The 17,066-nt window shown below is 72.8% G+C and carries 12 protein-coding genes; 3 read left to right on the plus strand and 9 right to left on the minus strand.

Features of this window, described 5'->3' with window-relative positions:
- Positions 1 to 4 precede the first annotated feature (4 nt).
- A complete protein-coding gene (lanL, locus tag JYK04_RS00715) occupies positions 5 to 2,692 on the minus strand; it encodes a class IV lanthionine synthetase LanL (RefSeq protein ID WP_189747018.1) in 2,688 nt (895 codons plus the stop codon).
- Positions 2,693 to 3,512: 820 nt separating this feature from the next.
- A complete protein-coding gene (locus JYK04_RS00720) occupies positions 3,513 to 4,052 on the minus strand; it encodes a MarR family winged helix-turn-helix transcriptional regulator (RefSeq protein WP_229876871.1) in 540 nt (179 codons plus the stop codon).
- A 205-nt stretch (positions 4,053 to 4,257) separates the two neighbouring features.
- On the opposite strand from JYK04_RS00720, the gene JYK04_RS00725 reads away from it, so the two are divergent.
- Positions 4,258 to 5,388, plus strand: a complete 1,131-nt coding sequence (locus tag JYK04_RS00725; protein ID WP_189747016.1) for an NADH:flavin oxidoreductase — start codon at positions 4,258 to 4,260, stop codon at positions 5,386 to 5,388.
- A gap of 114 nt (positions 5,389 to 5,502) precedes the next feature.
- Here the strand turns inward: JYK04_RS00725 and JYK04_RS00730 are convergent, their stop codons facing one another.
- On the minus strand, positions 5,503 to 7,722 hold the full coding sequence (locus JYK04_RS00730) for an ABC transporter substrate-binding protein (RefSeq protein ID WP_189747014.1): 2,220 nt from the start codon (positions 7,720 to 7,722) through the stop codon (positions 5,503 to 5,505).
- A 202-nt stretch (positions 7,723 to 7,924) separates the two neighbouring features.
- Here JYK04_RS00730 and JYK04_RS00735 point away from each other — a divergent pair, with 202 nt between their 5' ends.
- Entirely contained in the window at positions 7,925 to 8,167 is a 243-nt protein-coding gene (locus JYK04_RS00735; RefSeq protein WP_189747012.1) for a hypothetical protein, read from the plus strand.
- A gap of 413 nt (positions 8,168 to 8,580) precedes the next feature.
- On the opposite strand, the gene JYK04_RS00740 is transcribed toward JYK04_RS00735, so the two are convergent.
- Positions 8,581 to 9,549 (minus strand): helix-turn-helix domain-containing protein, encoded by a 969-nt coding sequence (locus JYK04_RS00740; RefSeq protein WP_189747010.1) that lies wholly within the window; start codon positions 9,547 to 9,549, stop codon positions 8,581 to 8,583.
- A 257-nt stretch (positions 9,550 to 9,806) separates the two neighbouring features.
- Here JYK04_RS00740 and JYK04_RS00745 point away from each other — a divergent pair, with 257 nt between their 5' ends.
- Positions 9,807 to 12,548: a M4 family metallopeptidase gene (locus JYK04_RS00745; RefSeq protein WP_189747009.1), complete on the plus strand. Its 2,742-nt coding sequence runs from the start codon at positions 9,807 to 9,809 to the stop codon at positions 12,546 to 12,548.
- A gap of 98 nt (positions 12,549 to 12,646) precedes the next feature.
- Here JYK04_RS00745 and JYK04_RS00750 read toward each other — a convergent pair whose 3' ends face one another.
- From JYK04_RS00750 to JYK04_RS00770, 5 genes are all read right to left on the minus strand, one after another.
- Positions 12,647 to 13,030, minus strand: coding sequence for a hypothetical protein (locus tag JYK04_RS00750; protein WP_189747007.1), 384 nt, complete (start codon positions 13,028 to 13,030; stop codon positions 12,647 to 12,649).
- Between the two features lie 94 nt (positions 13,031 to 13,124).
- On the minus strand, positions 13,125 to 14,003 hold the full coding sequence (locus JYK04_RS00755; RefSeq protein ID WP_229876870.1) for a C40 family peptidase: 879 nt from the start codon (positions 14,001 to 14,003) through the stop codon (positions 13,125 to 13,127).
- Positions 14,004 to 14,231: 228 nt separating this feature from the next.
- Positions 14,232 to 15,290, minus strand: a complete 1,059-nt coding sequence (locus JYK04_RS00760) for a 3-oxoacyl-ACP synthase III family protein (RefSeq protein WP_229876869.1) — start codon at positions 15,288 to 15,290, stop codon at positions 14,232 to 14,234.
- Positions 15,287 to 15,976, minus strand: coding sequence for an HAD family hydrolase (locus JYK04_RS00765; protein WP_189747003.1), 690 nt, complete (start codon positions 15,974 to 15,976; stop codon positions 15,287 to 15,289). Before JYK04_RS00765 ends, JYK04_RS00760 begins: the two co-directional genes overlap by 4 nt.
- The gene (locus JYK04_RS00770; RefSeq protein ID WP_189747001.1) at positions 15,973 to 17,064 is read right to left on the minus strand and encodes a ScbA/BarX family gamma-butyrolactone biosynthesis protein; all 1,092 of its coding nucleotides are present in this window, start codon (positions 17,062 to 17,064) and stop codon (positions 15,973 to 15,975) included. Before JYK04_RS00770 ends, JYK04_RS00765 begins: the two co-directional genes overlap by 4 nt.
- Positions 17,065 to 17,066 lie beyond the last annotated feature (2 nt).

Here is a 17,066-nt window from a genome sequence, read left to right on the forward strand (position 1 = left end):
TCGCTCAGCCCGGCTGTTGGACCATCCAGTGCCGGGAGTCTGTGTGGCGGGTCCGCAGGAGGAAGGCCAGGATTCCTGCGGATCCGTCGCTCCAGCTCGTCGAGACGTCCCCGTATTCGTTGGGGAAGACGACGTGGCTGTCGCGGTGGGCCCGTTCGGAGACGATGAGACGGGCCAGGTCGTCGGCCATCGCGCGGTAGGCGGGGTCCCCGGTGGCGTCGGCCATGTCGAGGAGGAAGTCGCCGTTGCCCGCCAGCCCGTGGCACTGGGCGAGGGCGGCGCGGGAGGCGCGCTCCATGACGGCGTGTGTGGCGCCGCGGGCGAGATCGCCGAACCGTTTGTCCCCGGTGCGCTGCCAGAGGCGGATCAGGAACGAGCCGATGCCGGCCGAGCCGTGGCACCAGTACGGGGCCGTGGGCACGTCCGTGGCCTGGGCCGGCCACTGGGCCGCCCGGCCGACCATCACGGCGTTGGCCACCAGGTGCTCTCCCGCCGCCACGGCCAGTTCCAGGTGGTGCGGGCGGTGGGAGACGGCTGCGGCCGTGAGGAGGAAGAAGCCGATGCCGGAGGTTCCGTGCGCGAAGCCGAGGTAGCGTTTGCCGGCCTCCGTGGAGACGGCTTCGGCGGGGACCGGCCAGCTGACGCCGGACGGCTCGGGCTGTGCGGCGGCGGCGAGCCGGTCGGCCGCGTCGGCGACCAGCTCGGCCAGGCGCGGGTCGCCGGTACGGTGCCACAGGTGGGCGGCGGCGAGTCCGCTGCCCGCGGAGCCGTGGGTGATGTCGTGGCTGGGTGTCGGTTCCAGCGGGGCGAGTGCCAGGGCCAGCGCGTGGTCGGTGAGCGCGCGGTCGTCGATGGCGCGTCCGGCGTCGTACAGCGACCAGGCGATTCCGCGGCCGCCGAAGTGCAGGCCCGGGCGGATGGAGCGGGTGTCGGTACGGGCGGCGATCCAGTGGCCGGCGGTGGCGATCAGGTCGGGCAGGCGCGGGTCGCCGGTGAGTTCGAAGTAGCGGGTCAGGACCGCCAGCGCGCCTGCCGCGCCTTGCTGCACGGTGCAGGGGTCGGTCTCCCCGGCGAGGGTGGACACGGGCCACAGCCGCCGGTCGTCGGCGGGGGTCATGGAATCGACGAGGTGGTCCACCATGCCGGTGATCGCGGTGTGTGTCGCGGCGTGTGTCGCGGGGTGCGGCTCGTCCGCCCGCGTCGTTCCGGTGCCGGGGTGCACCGGCCGGCGCGCCGGGTCCGTCCCGCGCAGTGCCTCACGTGCCCTGGCGGGGTCCCAGCGCTCGCCGGGATCGTCCTTCATCAGCCCGAGGATCATCTCCGGCAGGCCGTCCGGCAGGTGCAGCGTCGCGGCGCAGGCGGTCAGCCATTCGGCGAAGCGCTGCTCGGCCGGCCTGGTGGCCGGCTCCTCGGGCAGGAGGTTGGGTACCTTCCCGCCGAGCACGAAGCACACGGTGGCGCCGAGGCTGTAGTAGTCGGCGGTCGGGGAGACGGGGGCGTCCAGCAGGCGCTCGGGGGCGCTGAAGCCGGGGGTTCCCACCTGGGTGGGGAGCGTGGCGTCGTCCGCCAGGGCGGCGAGCTCCAGGTCGATGAGGCGCAGTTCGCCGTCGGGGCGGACCATGACGTTGCCGGGTGTGAAGTCCCTCAGTACGCAGCCGTGGGCGTGGGCCGCCGCGACGAGGTCCACCAGGCGCCGGACCTGGGCGAGTGCGTCCGCTCGGTAGCGTTCGCTGCCGGCGTCGCGGAAGCGTTCGGCGACCCAGGTGCGCAGGGGTACGCCCGGCACTTCCTCCTGGGCGAGGAACAGGTGTCCGCCCGCTTCGAACAGGGCGAGCGGTTCGGGTGCCAGTCCCGTGCCCTTGAGCTTCTCCAGCGTCCTGGCCTCGGCCCGCAGCCAGTCGCGTACGTCGGAGCCGGACGCGTCGCCCTCGACGTGCGGCCGGGCCTCCTTGATCACCACGGGTGCGCCCGTGGTGATGTCCGTTCCCCGGTAGACGCCGCCCTTGTTGGTGTGGCGGATCGCCTCCCGTACCGAGAACCGGCCGCCGAGCAGCACCGGGTTGCCCGCCGCCTTCTCCTGTTGCGGTGGAAGCGGTACCGAGGCGGGGAAGGGGCTGACCGCCCAGGGGGGCGGGGAGTACTGACCGGTGCGCTTGTCCTCCACGGGGTTGCCGTCGGGGTCCTCGATGAACCACACCAGCAGGCCCTGGTCCGACAGCCGCCGGCGGCCGACGAAGGCGCCGTAGCGGTAGTGCACGAGACTGTGCGGGGCGTACGGCTGGTCGGACAGGATCCGGGGGCCGGCCAGTCCTGCCGTGGCCTTGTGCAGTGCGAGTGCTATTCGGGCCGCGTCGTCGTCGGAGGGCGGGTAGATGGTGATGAACTTGCCCGAGCTCCCCCGTGGCGTGGCCCGGGAATTGAGTGCGCTCACCTGTTCGAGTGACCGGACGAATTTGAAAGCGGCCTCTTCGCCCAGCAGCACGTCCAGGGCTTTTACGAGGACTTCCGGTGCGGAGGCGGCGGTTGCGGACACATGCAGTTTCCAGCCCTGCGTACGTCGTATTCCGGAGTGATGCGTGAGGCGGCACCACATTTCGTCCGCGTCGGCCGTCCAACGCTTTTCCGTACCTGTGGTCCGCAGCGCCCGGCGGAGCAGACTTTCGAGGTCGACTTCGGTTGCGTGGCTCGTCATGCGTGTCCCTCTCAACGGTGAGAACCGCTGGTTGGAATATGCCTTCGGTAAGAAGAAACGTACAACGTGCGCCCGGCGGCGGTCAGTTGATTCGGCGAGCGCACAGAGGTGTTGCGACGGTGGATGGCGTGGTCCGGCGTGAATGGAGGCGCATGGGCATCACCGGAACGGAAATGCTCCGCCTGTTCGATGAAATGAACCCTCGCACTCGGTAGATAAACAGTCCGGGCGATTCGCTTAAAATTTCGCAGGGCCCGGCGGCATCGGTTCAGGAGAACTGCAGTGACACCCTGACCTCAACTCCCCCATCGGACCCTTTGTGTTCGGCTGCGGCGAGCGCCGTTCTCGTCTTCACCGTTGGCCGGCACCTCGTTCCGATCTGGCGACGGGATGAATACGAGCGGCGGCACGGCCACGGCGAACGCTATCGACGCGGGCTGTCGCGGTACAGCTTTCCTCCCGACCGGGCGGCGGTAAAGAGGTTGATTCCGCCACGACTCCAACCAGCGAAGGGGCATGATCCGGAATTTCGCGACCGCCGGGATCAGCGCCCTGATCTGCGCTCACCGGAGATGTTTAACGAGCAACTGGTTACCGAAGGTCGCCGGATACTGGCTCGAAGTGACGAGGGGGGCTTTCCCGGTCCGGCCGCGCGCGCAGCGACCACCGGGGCTGCCGGTGCGGCAGGGGTCCGTGGTGCCACGCCTGCCGCCCCGGAGGGAAACGCGGGGGCGCACCGGTCCCACCCGGCGCAGGACGCCGGCCGCGAGTTCGCGCCGCCCGGTGCGCGGGTGTTTCCGCGGGGCGGGAGCGGGCGCTCCTACGGAGCGGGATCCGCGGGCGCCTGCGGAGCGGGATCCGGGGATCCGTGCGGGGCCGGCGGGCGGCATGCGGCGCGGGCGCCGCCTTCCTCCGCTTCCTCCGCGCGCGGCCAGTGCCGTCCTTCGAGGGCCTCGGCGCTGCGGTTGAGCCGGGCCAGGGCGTCCTCCAGCTCCCGCACTTCCTCAGGGGACCAGCCGGCGACCACCCGGGCCAGGCAGGACCGGTTGACCTCACGGTCTTCGGCGAGCCGGCGCCCGCCTTCACCGGTGATGCGCAGCTTGCGGGCCATGCCGCCGTCCGGGTCGGCGACGCGCTCGGCCAGTCCGCAGCGCAGCAGCGCGGCCGTCTGGCGGTTCACGGTCGAGGTGTCGAGCCCGAAGGCCTCCGCCAACTGTCCGATGGACATGGGGCCTTGTGTGTCGATCCGGCTGAGCAGCAGGTACGCCGACCGCTCCAGGCGTTCGGGGTCGCGCTCGCGCCGGGCCAGCACCTGGTGCCGCGAGAGCAGCATCAGCTCCCGCTCCAGTTTCTCCAGCACTGCGCCTCCCGCTCCTTCCGGCGCTCCATTATCGCGGACCTGTGGACCCCCGGGACCGGCGGACCCCTGCGCAGCCCGTCCCGCGGGCGGCGCCGCGCGAAGGCCGCACGACGGTGGCACGGCAATATGCATGATACATAGCATGTGTACTATGCACTCCTCGTTGTCATCCCGACGAGGCACAGCCTCAACCCGGAGGACCCGCATGACCGTCACCACGTCCACCGCCTCCCGCGCGGCCGAGATCCTGTCCCGGCCCATCGAGCTGAACGGCCTGACCGTCCCCAATCGCATCGCGATGGCGCCGATGACGCGGATGTTCTCCCCCGGCGGCGTGCCCGGCGAGGACGTGCAGGCGTACTACGCCAGCCGGGCCGCCGCGGGCGTGGGCCTGATCGTCACCGAGGGCACCTACGTCGGGCACGACTCCGCCGGGCAGAGCGACCGGGTGCCGCGGTTCCACGGCGAGGACCAGCTGGCGGGGTGGGCGAAGGTCGCCGCGGCCGTGCACGAGGCGGGCGGCACGATCGTGCCCCAGCTGTGGCACATAGGCATGGTGCGCAAGCAGGGCGAGGCCCCGTATGCCGATGCGCCCGCCGTCGGCCCCTCCGGCATCCGCGTCGACGGCACCGAGGGGACCGGCAGGGCGATGACCCGCACCGACCTCGACGACGTCATCGGCGCGTTCGCCGACGCCGCCGCGGAGGCCGCGCGGATCGGCTTCGACGGCGTCGAACTGCACGGCGCCCACGGCTACCTGCTCGACCAGTTCCTGTGGGAGCGGACCAACCGCCGCACCGACGCCTACGGCGGCGACGCGGTGGCCCGTACGAAGTTCGCCGCGGAGATCGTGGCCGCGGTCCGCGAGCGCGTCCCGGCCGACTTCCCGGTGATCTTCCGCTACTCGCAGTGGAAGCAGGAGGCCTACGACGCACGGCTCGCGCAGACCCCGGAGGAGCTGGAGGCGATCCTGGCCCCGCTGGCGGCGGCGGGCGTCGACGCGTTCCACGCCTCCACCCGGCGCTACTGGCTCCCGGAGTTCGAGGGCTCGGACCTGAACCTGGCGGGCTGGACCAAGAAGCTCACCGGCCGGCCGGCCATCACCGTCGGCTCGGTCGGCCTCGACGGCGACTTCCTCCGCGCCTTCACCGGCGAGGGCGCGGCGCTCGGCGACATCGACAACCTCCTGGACCGCATGGAACGCGACGAGTTCGACATGGTCGCCGTCGGCCGGGCGCTGCTCCAGGACCCGCAGTGGGCGGCGAAGGTCCTCGGCAACCGCTTCGACGAGCTGAAGCCGTACGACGCGGCGGCGCTCAGGTCGCTCAGCCGGTAGTCCGACAGCCGGAAGCCGTCCGGACGCCGGTCCGCGGACGCCCTGTGACATCGGTCCGCCGAAGTCACAGGGCGTCCGCGCCCACTCGGCCCACGCGCCCGCCCCGCCGTCCGGTCAGGGGCTCGGGGGGCCCAGGCGGACCACCTGGGGGGTGTGGGTGCTGATCCGGTTGCCGGTCTGCGGGTCGATGCGGAAGATGCCGCCGGCTCCTTCGATGACGTTGGTGGTGGCGAAGAGGTAGAGCTGCGCTCTGACCGCGTAGACGGTGGGCGGCTTCTGGGGCGGGTCGACGGCGTTGCGGATGGCCAGGGTCGCGGTGACGAGCGAGTCGTGGGCCATGACCGCCCACCCGCTGGCCAGGTGGCCCGGGTCGAACCTCTGGCCGTGGTGGTCGCGGCCGAAGTCGTCGGCGAATTCCTGGTAGAGGCTGTGGTCGGGGTTGGTCTTGTCGCCGAGCTGGCCGGGGTCGGCGAGGGGGACGTAGAGGATCGTGATGGGCGCTTCGGGGTCGTTCAGGGCGGGCAGTTTGCGGTCCAGGGTGGCCGCGTCGGAGCCGGTGACCACGGTGATGGGGGTGGTGCGGCACTGCCGCTGGTGCAGTTTCTCCAGGAAGGTGGGCAGGAAGGTCGCGCGGCCCGCGTAGATCACCACGTCGGGTGTGACCTTGCCGCAGAGGTTCTTGCTGATGGTGCCGAGGCTGGTCTGCGCGGCGCCTCCCCGGACGTCGAAGTTGAAGGAGATGCCTCCCGCCTGGAGGTAGGGCAGGAGTCCGGTCGCCGGGTTCTGCGCCGCCTTCTCGATGGAGTTCGAGTAGAAATCGGGGGTTCCGGCGGGGGTGGTCGGGGCGCTCACGAGGGCAGCGGTCTTCAGCTCGGGACGCTTGCGGAGCTCCTGGCCGATCGCCTGCAGCTGCGCGCTGGAGTTGGGGGCGACGCGTACCAGCCCCTCGATCCTGGCGCCGGCGTCGATGCTGCCGGTGGTGTCGAAGCCGTCCGCGGTGATGACGTCGCCGACCATCGGAACGGATGCCGCCGACAGTGCCCGCGCGGCGTCGATCGACTCCTGCTGGCTCAGGCCCATCCCGGTCACCGCGACGAGCGGGCCGGGTGTACCGGGGGCTCCGGGTGTGCCGGTCATCTTCTTGAGCTGGTCGACGACGCCGGGCCAGTGCGTTTCGTCCGAGCCCATGTTGGCCAGTACCAGCCGGATCCTGGGGTAGGCGTTGCCCTCGTTCGCCTTGCGTACGGCGATGAGGGCTCCCTCGATCTGGTGCACGGCGCGGTCGCCGGTCAGGCTGCCCGGGCCCTGGGTCAGCGGCCCCATCAGCGCCACCGTGACATAGCCGCCGGTCTTCTCCGTGGCCGTGTTCTCGGCGTCGAGCACCGTCAGGGCCGGCTCGAGTCCGGGGCCGAAGATGCCGGGCCCGTCACTGCCGTCGGTGATCCCCGCGCACCCGTCCGGCGTGGTCGTCAGTGCCGGATTCCCGGTGCCGCAATGGGCCTTGCGTTCCTGCTCCTCCAGCTGCCGCTCGTGTGCGTGCTTCGCGGCGTCCTTCCCCTTCCCGTCCTCCACGTACCACCACGCGCCGCCCCCGATCAGAGCGCTCGCCGACACCAGCGCGGTCACCACGATCAGCCGGCGCGTGAGCCAGGACGGCCGGCCCCGGCCGAAGCGTTCCGGCTCTGCGGATCCCTGCGCCGGGGCCGGCGGATCGGAGGGGGCCGCGGCACCGGAGCCCCCGGCCGGGTCTGCCGCAGGACTGCCCGCCTGCGTCTGCGCCTGCCCCTCGGGCCCGTGCACCGGGGCCTCGGGCTCCTGCGGCGGGGTCCCGGAGCCCGCGGGCGGATCTGCCGGGGAACCGTCCTGCGACGGGGCTGCGGAGCCGTTCGGGTCCGGCTCGACGGGCAGCGCGACGGGCGGCGCGGTGTCGTCGTGGGTCTGCCGGCCCGTGGTCTGCCGGCGTCTGCTCGCCCACTGGGCGCGGCGCTGGGCCAGCTTGACGTCCTGCCAGTGCCCGCGCCACTCCTCGACGAGCCCGGGGTCGGCCCGGAACTTCTCGGCGGCCGGCTTGTCCAGGGAGCTGGGGGTGGTGACGATGCGGACGAACTCGAGGAGCGCCTCGAGGGAGGGCAGGCGTTTGCCGGTGAGCATCTCGTTCAGGCCCGTGGTGGTCAGGCGTGGCCGCACCGAGGCGGAGGCGACGGTCGCGTAGGACGGGGAGCCGCCGGATATGTGGAGGAGGTTCAGCTTCTCGGTGAAGGCGGCCTGTGCGCCCTCGTACGCCTCGATCGCCTCGCGGTCCTGCGGCTCGACCCCGGGTTCTTCGGCTGCCATCAAACCCCCCTGCCTGTGCGGAAAAAGCCACGCTAGAGGGCGGTGGGACCGTACGTATGCGGAATGCTCCGAACAGTTACGGACACCCCGCCCCGTCCGGAACCGGCCCGGACTCCGCCTGCCGGAACGGAGGGTCGTACGGGTCCGGGCGGACCCGTACGAATCGCTGGGAACCGGGCGGAGCAGCCGCTCTCCTGGACTCATGACCACCACCGGCACCACCCCGCAGACACCCGACCCCGACCCCGACCCCGACCCCGGCCGACAGCCCGCCGGCCGCGAACCCGACCCGGAGACCAGGACGCGCCGCGTCCCCGACGCCGTGGTCCTGGTCGCGCTCCTCGCCACCTGCGCCGGCACCTACCTCACCGTCGGCGAAGCCGGATTCGCCGGCGTCATCAGCGCCGTCGCCGCCCTCTACGGGACATGGCGCGCACGCCGCTGAACGCGGCGGGCGGGCGGATCCACTTGCCGGGCCCGCCTCTTCGGCCGGGATGCGCCGGTGCCGTGCCCGACCCGCCGGGGCGCCGGCTCCGGCGCGGGCCGGCGCCGGGTCCCCTCGGCGCCGGGCCGCGCGGGCGAAGGCGGGGCAGACGCCCGCCGCGTCCGTCAGATCACGGGCGTGGACCTCGTACACCCGGCCGTCCGCGGCGCGCAGGGCCGCCGTCCGCTCTGCGCATGCGGCCGCCCCGCGAGGCCGAAGACGCCCCAGGGCGTCTGTGCCCCGGCCACATCGAACAAGGTCACGTCGGTCCTTTCCGGCGGCTCCGCTGCCCCTGGCCCCTTCCCGTGCCCGGTCGTTCCGTCCAGCCGCACCCTGCGGCGCGTTTCCGGGCGGGAGGAGGTCCTCCGCGCGGGTCAGCCGTTCGCCATCGCGGTGGGGCCGGGGCCGCCGGATGCCGTGAAGTGCTCGCCGGCCGGGTCGGGTTGCGGGGGGAGCCAGCCGCGGATGGCGGCCTGGACGCCGGCCTGGAAGCGGGTTCCGGCGTCGAGTTCCTCCAGCATGCGGGTGATCCGCCGGCGGGCGGTGTGCACGTGCACGCCGAGGCGGCGGGCGATGGTTTCGTCCTTCAGGCCGGAGGCGAGCAGTCCGAGCAGTTCCCGCTGGTCCGCGGTGAGGGGGCCGCCGGGGCTGCCGAGGGGGGTGGCGCGCGCCCACAGGGACTCGAACAGGGGCAGGGCGGCCCGGTGCAGCAGGCGGTCGCCGAACACCAGGGCCGCTCCGTCGTCCCCTTCGTCGTCGCCGGGCGGCGGGGGCAGCAGGCAGGTGCGCCGGTCCACGAGGACCAGGGCGGTGGGCAGGTGCTGTCCGATGCGGGCCTGGAGGCCGAGTCCGGTGAGGGCGATCAGCTCCTGTGCCCGGTCGGGGAAGTCGGTGCCGCGCCGGTCGGTGACGGTCCGTACGGCGACGCCGCGCGCGAGCAGGCGGCGGATGCGGTCCGCGCCGGGTGCCCCGGTGCCGACGGCGTCTGCGGTGCTGTCGGGTGCCCCGGCGGTCCGTGTCGCGCGGTCGAGGATCAGGACCTCCGTCTCGGCGGCTTCGAGCATGGTGTCGAGGCGGGACCCGGCCGCTTCGGTGCCGGTGAGGACCTCGATGCCGGCCGGGGGTCCGGGGGTTCTCGCGGGCTGCGGGGGAAGCCGGTGGGCGAGCCGCTCGGCGTAGGAGCGCAGGGACTTCAGGTCGGCCGACTCCTGGTGCAGGAGGGCCTGGCGGCGCTGGATGAGTACGTGCAGTACGGCGGCCGGGTCGGCGGCCGTGCGGATCACCGCCCTGGTGTCGTCCTGCGTGCGGGCCGGAGTCCGGTCGTACGGGTCGGTTTCGATCATGCGGGGGATTTTGACCGCCTTCACAGATGCCCCACAAGTGTGCATGGCCACTTCTGAGGGGGGCCCGGCTCTGGTCGGGAGCCGCCCGCGGCGCTTGCATGGCGGCGACTCACAGCAACGCATCAGGCACTCATGGTTGAGGAGACCCCTTGCCCAAGTTCAGCGCAGGTTCGTCGGCGCCCACCCCCGCCGCACGACGGATATGGCGGAAAGAGCTCCGCTCCGCCGGAGGAATAGCGGTTCTGCTGGCCGCCGCGATGACCTTGCAGGCGTCGCCGGCGTGGGCCGCGGGCTCCGGCCCCTCGAACGCCCTTCCCGGCCAGGACACCGCGACCCCGGTGCTCGTCGAGGGCATACGGGAGCCCGTGGACGCCAAGGCCGCCCCGGCCGACGCGGCACGGCAGCACCTCGCCTCGAACAAGAGCCGCTACAAGATCCCGCGGGCGGGCAGCGACCTGGTCCCCCTGGCGGCGACCGCCACCGGGGCCAAGGACGAGACGGTCCGGCTGCAGCAGAAGCACCGCGGTGTCGACGTCCTGGGCGGCCAGTACGTCGTGCGCATGCAGAAGCAGGACGGCAAGCGCGTGGTCACCGGCACCTCGGGGCACTACTTCACCGCCCTGAGCACCGACGTCACCCCCCAGGTCGGCGAGGACGTCGCGGTCCGCCGTGCGGTGGCCGCCACGGCCCGCCGGCTGGGAGCGGCCCTCGACAAGAGCCGGGCACCGCGGTCCGAGTCCGGTGATCCGGCGGCCACCGGCATGACCGGTGAGCCCAAGGGGCTCGTCGTCCTGCCGAAGGGGGGCGGTGTCCTGGCCTACCGCGTCACCGTGCGGGGTACCGCGCCCGGCACCGGGGCGCCGGTCGTGGACGAGGTGTACGTGGACGCCCGGTCGGGCTATCCGGCGCTCCAGTACAGCGCGTTGAAGACGATGGCGGCCCCCGCGGCCCGGACGGCCGGTGCGGCCGCCGACGGCCCGACGGCGGGCGGACCGCCGGCCCCGGCGCCGAACCTGGTCCCCGAGACCGGGTCCGGGGCCCGGCTGAGCGGCGCCGCGACCTCGCTGGACATCGCCTACGACCCGGCGGCCGGCAGCTACCTGCTGGCGGACGCGGGCCGTATGCGCGCCGGCTCCAAGAGCCTGCTGGCCACGTGGGACGCCCGTGGCAAGTCGGTGTCGGAGACCTCGGGCACGTGGCCCGCCGGCATCGCCATGTTCTCCTCCCCGAGCACCGCGTTCGGCGCGGCGGCGACGGATTCGGGGGCCGTGGACGCCCACTGGAACGCGGGCCAGGTCTACGACTTCTACAAGAAGAACCTCGGGCGCGACAGCCTCGACGGGAACGGCGGGGCCGTCAACTCCCTGGTCGGCGTGACGTACTACGGCCTGCCCTACGCCAACGCGTTCTGGGACGGCACCAAGATGGTCTACGGCATCGGGGACACGGAGTTCAAGCCGATGTCGGCCGACACGGACGTCGTCGGCCACGAGATGACCCACGGGGTCATCGAGCACACGGCGAACCTGGTCTACGCGGGCCAGTCCGGTGCCCTGAACGAGGCCCTGGCCGACTACTTCGGCAACGCGATCGACGTCACCGCGAGCGGGACGCCGATGAGCGATCCGGCCGCGGGCCTGATCGGCGAGAACCTGTGCCGCACGAAGGCGGCCGCCGACTGCGCCCTGCGTGACCTCAACGACGGGGCCACCACCTCGAAGAGCTTCCTGGGCGTGTCGTTCGCCACCGACAACGGCGGCGTGCACCTGAACTCGACGATCTTCTCCGGCGCGCTGTGGGACATGCGCGAGGACCTGGGCGGCGCCCTGGCCGACAAGATCGTGTACAAGGCCGTCACCGAGTACATGACGCCGATCGACGGGTTCACCGAGGCGCGGGGCGCGGTGCTGGCGGCGGCCAAGGCGCTGGGCGCGACCTCGGCCCAGCAGAACACGGTCAAGCGGTCGTTCAACGCCCACGGCATCGTCCCGGACTGGGAGCAGGCCCTGGGGATCGACACCGACACCCTCTTCGGGAAGCTGAACACCACCGATTCCGGAGTGGGTGCGGGCGGTGGCTGGTGGACGGCCTCCAAGTCCAACGACGACGGCTCCGAGCCCTACTCGGTGTACGCCGGCCGCCTGGACGGCAAGGGCGCCCCGAAGGTGATCAGCCCCAACGACGGCCGGTACCACACCGCCCCGGCGACCGACGGCAAGACCGTGGTGTGGACGGCGTACGGCCCGACCTCGGTCGACGTCCTGTCCCGTCCGGTGGCGGGCGGCCCGGTCAAGACCCTGTACAGCTCGGCGACGGGCGTCGCGGGTCTGCGGGTGGAGAAGAACACGGTCGTGTTCGAGGAGTACGACATCTTCGGCGGCCGGCACGTGGGTTACATGCGGCCCACCGACAAGGCCCCGGTCTTCACCGACGGGAAGAAGTGGAACACCCTGACCGCCCTGCCTTCCATCGGCGACAACAGGATCGCCTACGCGAAGCTGTACTCGCAGGGCGGTTCCTACCGGCTGGGCGTGGAGGTCGTCGACCTCGCCACCGGCACGGCGGTGATGACCGAGCAGCTCGACGAGCCGGCGGGTCTCGGCCAGACCGGTATCAACGGCAAGAACGTGTTCTGGCTGGCGGACACCGACGAGAGCGACGGCGGTCTGATGTCGGTCCTCAGCTCCGGCCTGGACGGCCGCGGCACCTTCATCGTCAGCAGCGAGCACAAGCCGGGCGCGTTCGTCGCCTCCGACCTGACGGTCTCGCAGGACGCGCTGACCGTGGTCGCGCAGACGCCCGACACGCGGTACCGCAACGAGTCGCTGCCCAAGCTGTGGCAGCTGACCACCGACGGCTCCCGCCGGGAGCGGGTCTCCTGCAACCGCGGTGAGCAGAGCTATCCGGCGGCCGGCGCGGGCCGTCAGGTCGCCTGGCTGGACGCGACCACCGGCTCCACCGACCTGGTGGTCCGGGAGCGGCCGGCCGGGACCTGCTGATCCCGGCAGGTGGGTGAGGGGCCGGCGGCGCTGCCGCCGGCCCCGTCCGCGGGCCGCCGCCCCCTGGCGGAGGGGGCGGCGGCCCGGGCCTCAGCGGGTCAGCACTCGCGCAGGCCCGGGGCGGGGTCGACGGGGGTGTGGAGGTCCACGGCCGCGACGTTGCCCCACTGGCCGTTGTCCAGCTGGGTCCAGTACCAGACGTTGTTGCCGCCGGCGTGCTGGTCGCCGCGGCCCCAGCACTGGAACCAGCTGGGGCTCGTGTTCAGCGGCCCCCGTACCGCGGAGTTGTAGCGGCGGTGCTCGTAGCCCTTGGCGCCGACCCGGTTGCCGCACCACAGTTTGCCGTCGGCGCGCACGCCGCATTCGGCGGCGGCGCTCTCGGCGGCCGCGGGCGTCGCCTGGGCGGGGCCGGTCACGGTGGCCGTGCCGGCCGCCAGTGCGATGGTGGCGAGGCCCAGGGCGATCTTCCTGCCTGCGTGCATGCTTCCTCCTCGGAAGGGCTCCCTCGGGAGCCGGGTGACGGTGGTGGGTGATCCGTGGTGGGTGATCGGTGGTGCGTGGTGGTGGGGACGGTGCTCAGGGGCAGGTGGGTACGCCGTCCAGCCAGGCGGCGCCCTTGATGTAGATGTTGGTGATCCACGACCCGTACTCGGGCAGGTAGGACCAGGCGTCGTTGGTGTAGCCCTCCGCCGTCACCGGCTGGGCGTGCTTCTGGCATTCGACGCGCACGGTGGTCGGGCCGGGGAACCGGTGGACCCGCGGGCTGCCGGTGGACGGTTCCCGGTGGGTCCACACGTCCGTGCCCCAGGTGCTGAACGTGCCGGGTGCCGTGGCGGGCGCGATGCGGACCGCTCCCGCGTAGTCCCCGCCCGGCCGTACGTCGCCGGCGGTGATCCGGGTGCCCGATTCCCGGGCCTCGACCATCTTCCCCGCGCCCAGGTAGATCGCGATGTGGTGGACGGAGCCTCCTGAACCCCAGGCCAGGAAGTCTCCCGGGAGGAGCGGTGCGGTCCCTTGCGCGGCGGTGAACCGCTGTTGCACCTGCGGTGAGTGGAACTGGTGGTGGGCGTTGCCGGGGAGCGGGTCGCCGCCGGCCGCGCGGTGGTAGGCGTAGCGGACCAGTCCCGAGCAGTCGAAGCCCAGCCGCTCCGGGTCGTGTGCGCTGTCCGGGTCGCTCGGGTCGACCTGGCCGTACGTCGGCCCGGGCTGCGGTCCGTGGCCGCCGCCCCAGGTGTACCAGACGCCGATCTGTTCGCACGCCGCCACCACGGCCTTCTCGGCCGCCGTGGAGGCTCCGGGGGCGAGCACGCCGCACGCCTGCTCGGTCTTCGCGGTCTTCGCGGTCTTCGGTGCCGCGGCCGCCGCGGCGTCGTGGGTCCCTGCCCCGGCGGCCAGGAGGGTGAGCACCGCCACCGCCGCCGCCGCTACCGCCGCCGCCGTTCTCCGCATCGCCATGTCCGCTCCCCCTTGTCCCCGCCACGCGGTGTCCTGCGGGTCGTCCGCCGGCACTTCGAGACTGTGCCCCGCCACCCCTGCGTGTCGAGGAAGCGCGGGTAGCCCACCGCAACGGGAAACGGGAAACTCCCGGGAAACCCCCTCCCACCAGGGTTCTTGAGCCCCTGTCAGCATGCCGCCGGGGCGCGCGACGGGATGCGTCGGCGCCCCGGCGGGGGGAGGGCGGGGTCAGCGCGCGGCGGCGGCCAGGACGCGGGGGGCGGCCGCGTGGGCGGTGGGGGCCCAGCTGAGGAGGGTGGAGCCCACCGACATGCCGCCGCCGAAGCCGGACAGGAGGACCACGTCGTCCTCGGCGAGCAGGCCCCGGCGGTGGATCTCGTCGAGGGTGATGGCGATGGACGCGGCGCCGGTGTTGCCGTACCGGGCCAGTTCCAGGTGGAGGGCGGCGTTGTCCAGGCCGAGCGCCGGCCATACCTCGCCGATCATGACGGCGTTGGCCTGGTGCGGGACGAAGTGGTCGACGGAGCCCGCCGGCAGCCCCGTGCGGGCCAGCAGTTCCGCGACGGCCGCGGGCAGGTTCTCCTGGACGAACGTGCGCACGCCGCGGCCGTCCATGCGGAAGTGGTGCGCGCCTTCCTCCAGGGTCCGTGCGGAGGCCGGGCGCCGGCTGCCGCCGGCCGGGACGCCGATCAGCTCGTGCTGGTCGCCGCGGGTGAGCAGGCTGGTGCCGAGCAGGCCGTGGCCGGAGGGCGAGGGGCCGAGGAGGGCGGCGCCCGCTCCGTCGCCGAAGAGGATGGCGGTCTTGCGGTCGGTGTGGTCCAGGATCCGCGAGTAGATGTCCGCGCCGATCACCAGGCCGTGGGCGTCGCCGGGTTCGGCGCGCAGGAGGCGTTCGGTGACCGTGAGCCCGCAGACGAAGCCGCTGCACACGGAGTTGACGTCGAAGGCGGCGGCGTTGACGGCGCCGAGCAGGTGCTGGACCACCGCGGCGGTGGCCGGCTGGGGCTGGTCGGGGGTGGAGGTGGCGACCACGATGTAGGAGAGGTCGTGCGGGCGGATGCCCGCCTGCTCCAGGGCCCGGCGGCCCGCGTGGGCGGCGAGGTCGGAGGTGGCTTCGTGGGGGGCGGCGCGGCGGCGTTCGCGGATGCCCGTCTTGCGTACGATCCATTCGTCGGTCACTCCGGTGGTGCTCGCCACCTCGTCGTTGCCGATGATCTGCTCGGGCAGGTAGGAGCCGGTGGCCAGGACGGCTGTCGGGTTTCCCGTTGCGCGGACTCTGTTCGTCACGTTCTCGTCTCCTGATGTCTGGGCTCGGCGGCGCGCGTGCCGGGCAGTTGCTCCCATCCGGCCAGCTGTGCGTGCGCGGCGAGTACGGGGTCCGAGCCGACGACCACCGGGCGGCCGACGGAGCGGAGCAGGTCGAGGTCGCTGCTGTGGTCCCCGTACGCCGAGCAGTGGGCGAGGTCGAGGCCGCGGACGGCGGCGACGGCGTGGGCGGTGCGGCCCTTGGCGGCGCCGATCAGCGGGGTCACCACGTCGCCGGTCAGGACGCCGCCGCGGATCACGGGCCGGGTGCCGAAGGCCCAGTCGGCGCCGAGGTGTTCGGCGACCGGGTCCAGGCAGGCGAAGAAGGACCCGGAGATCAGGACGGTCAGGTCGCCGCGCCGGCGGTGTGCGGCGAAGCGGGCGGTGGGGCCCGGGATGAAGGGGGCGCCGGTCAGTTCACGGGCGAACCAGGCCCGGCCGGACGCCGCCAGGGCCGCCGCGTTCTCCCCGGCGTAGAGGCGGTAGTAGCGGCGGTTGACCTCGGCGCGCGGGACGCCGTCGGCGGCGGCGCGGTGGAGGGTGGCGGTCAGGCGCGCGTAGGTGCCGGGGGCCGCTCCCCGGCGTTCCAGGTGGAACGCCAGGAAGCGGAACATGCTCTTGAAGCCGATGAGTGTCTCGTCGACGTCGAAGAAGGCGGCGGTGCTCATCGCGGGTTCCGGACCCGGGCGAGGTTGAGGGTCAGCAGGCACAGGCTCTCGCCGTCCTGGTGGGCCTCGACGCGCACCGGCACGTGGTCGGTGTCGGGTGTGGTGTCGTCGCCGAGCTCCACGATCCCGCCCTGGGTGTAGTAGGAGGCGGGCTCGCCCGGGCGGGCGGTGTTTCGGTGTTCGCCGACGACGGCGGTGAGGGTGGCCGGGCTGTCGAGTTCGCCGAAGCGGCTGAAGGTCACCGCGAGGTCGGTCGGGTAGGTGCGCGACGGTGACATGCCGCGCACGTCGAGGGCTCCGTAGAGGGCGATCTGGCGGGCGGCCTCGGCGATGACCATGCCGGGCAGGTGGTCCTGCGGGTGGTCGAACATGCTGGGGTGGCTGCCAGGGGTGCGGATCCCGGCAGTCAGGGTGTCTCCGGTGACTTCGATGCCGGAGAGGACGACGTTGTCGGCGTTGGCCCGGCCCACGCGGTAGGGCTCGACGGGTGCGCCGGTGGCGCTGCCCGGCCCGGGGTGGTCGGCGGAGGAGGGCAGCGGCCGCTGGTCGCGGTTGCGCAGCCGGAGCGCGAGGTAGGACTCGGGGGACTTGAAGCGCAGGCCGATGCCGGCGCGGCCGATGCTGAGGTCGCCGACGCGCAGGTCCACGTCGTAGTCGAGGCCGTTCGTGCGGCCCTCGCGGACGTAGTGGTTGCTGGTGGTGACGTGCAGGGTCAGCTGGCAGGGTGAGGCGCCGACGGCTATGCGGTCCGGGCGGGAGAGGTGGACCCGCAGGTGGGTGAGGATGAACTTGTCCGTGCGGGGCACTGCGAAGTAGGCGTGGGCGCCGGCCAGTGCGGCCTGCCGGCAGGCCTCGAGCAGCAGGACCGGGTCGTAGACGTTGGGGTTCAGCAGGTGGTCGCCGTAGTAGGCGTGGGAGCGCGGCAGTTGGGAGGCGGCGACGTAGGAGGTTCCGCCGAGGGGCTGGAGGTCGGTGAGGAACACTTCGCCGAGCGAGTCCCGGTGGACCAGCGTGCGGTCGACGGTACGGCTGTAGCTCAGCTCAAGTGCGGCGAAGTCCTGTTCCAACGGCGAGGGTGCGGTGGTCACGT

The sequence above is a fragment of the Streptomyces nojiriensis genome, assembly GCF_017639205.1.
GTDB lineage: Bacteria > Actinomycetota > Actinomycetes > Streptomycetales > Streptomycetaceae > Streptomyces > Streptomyces nojiriensis.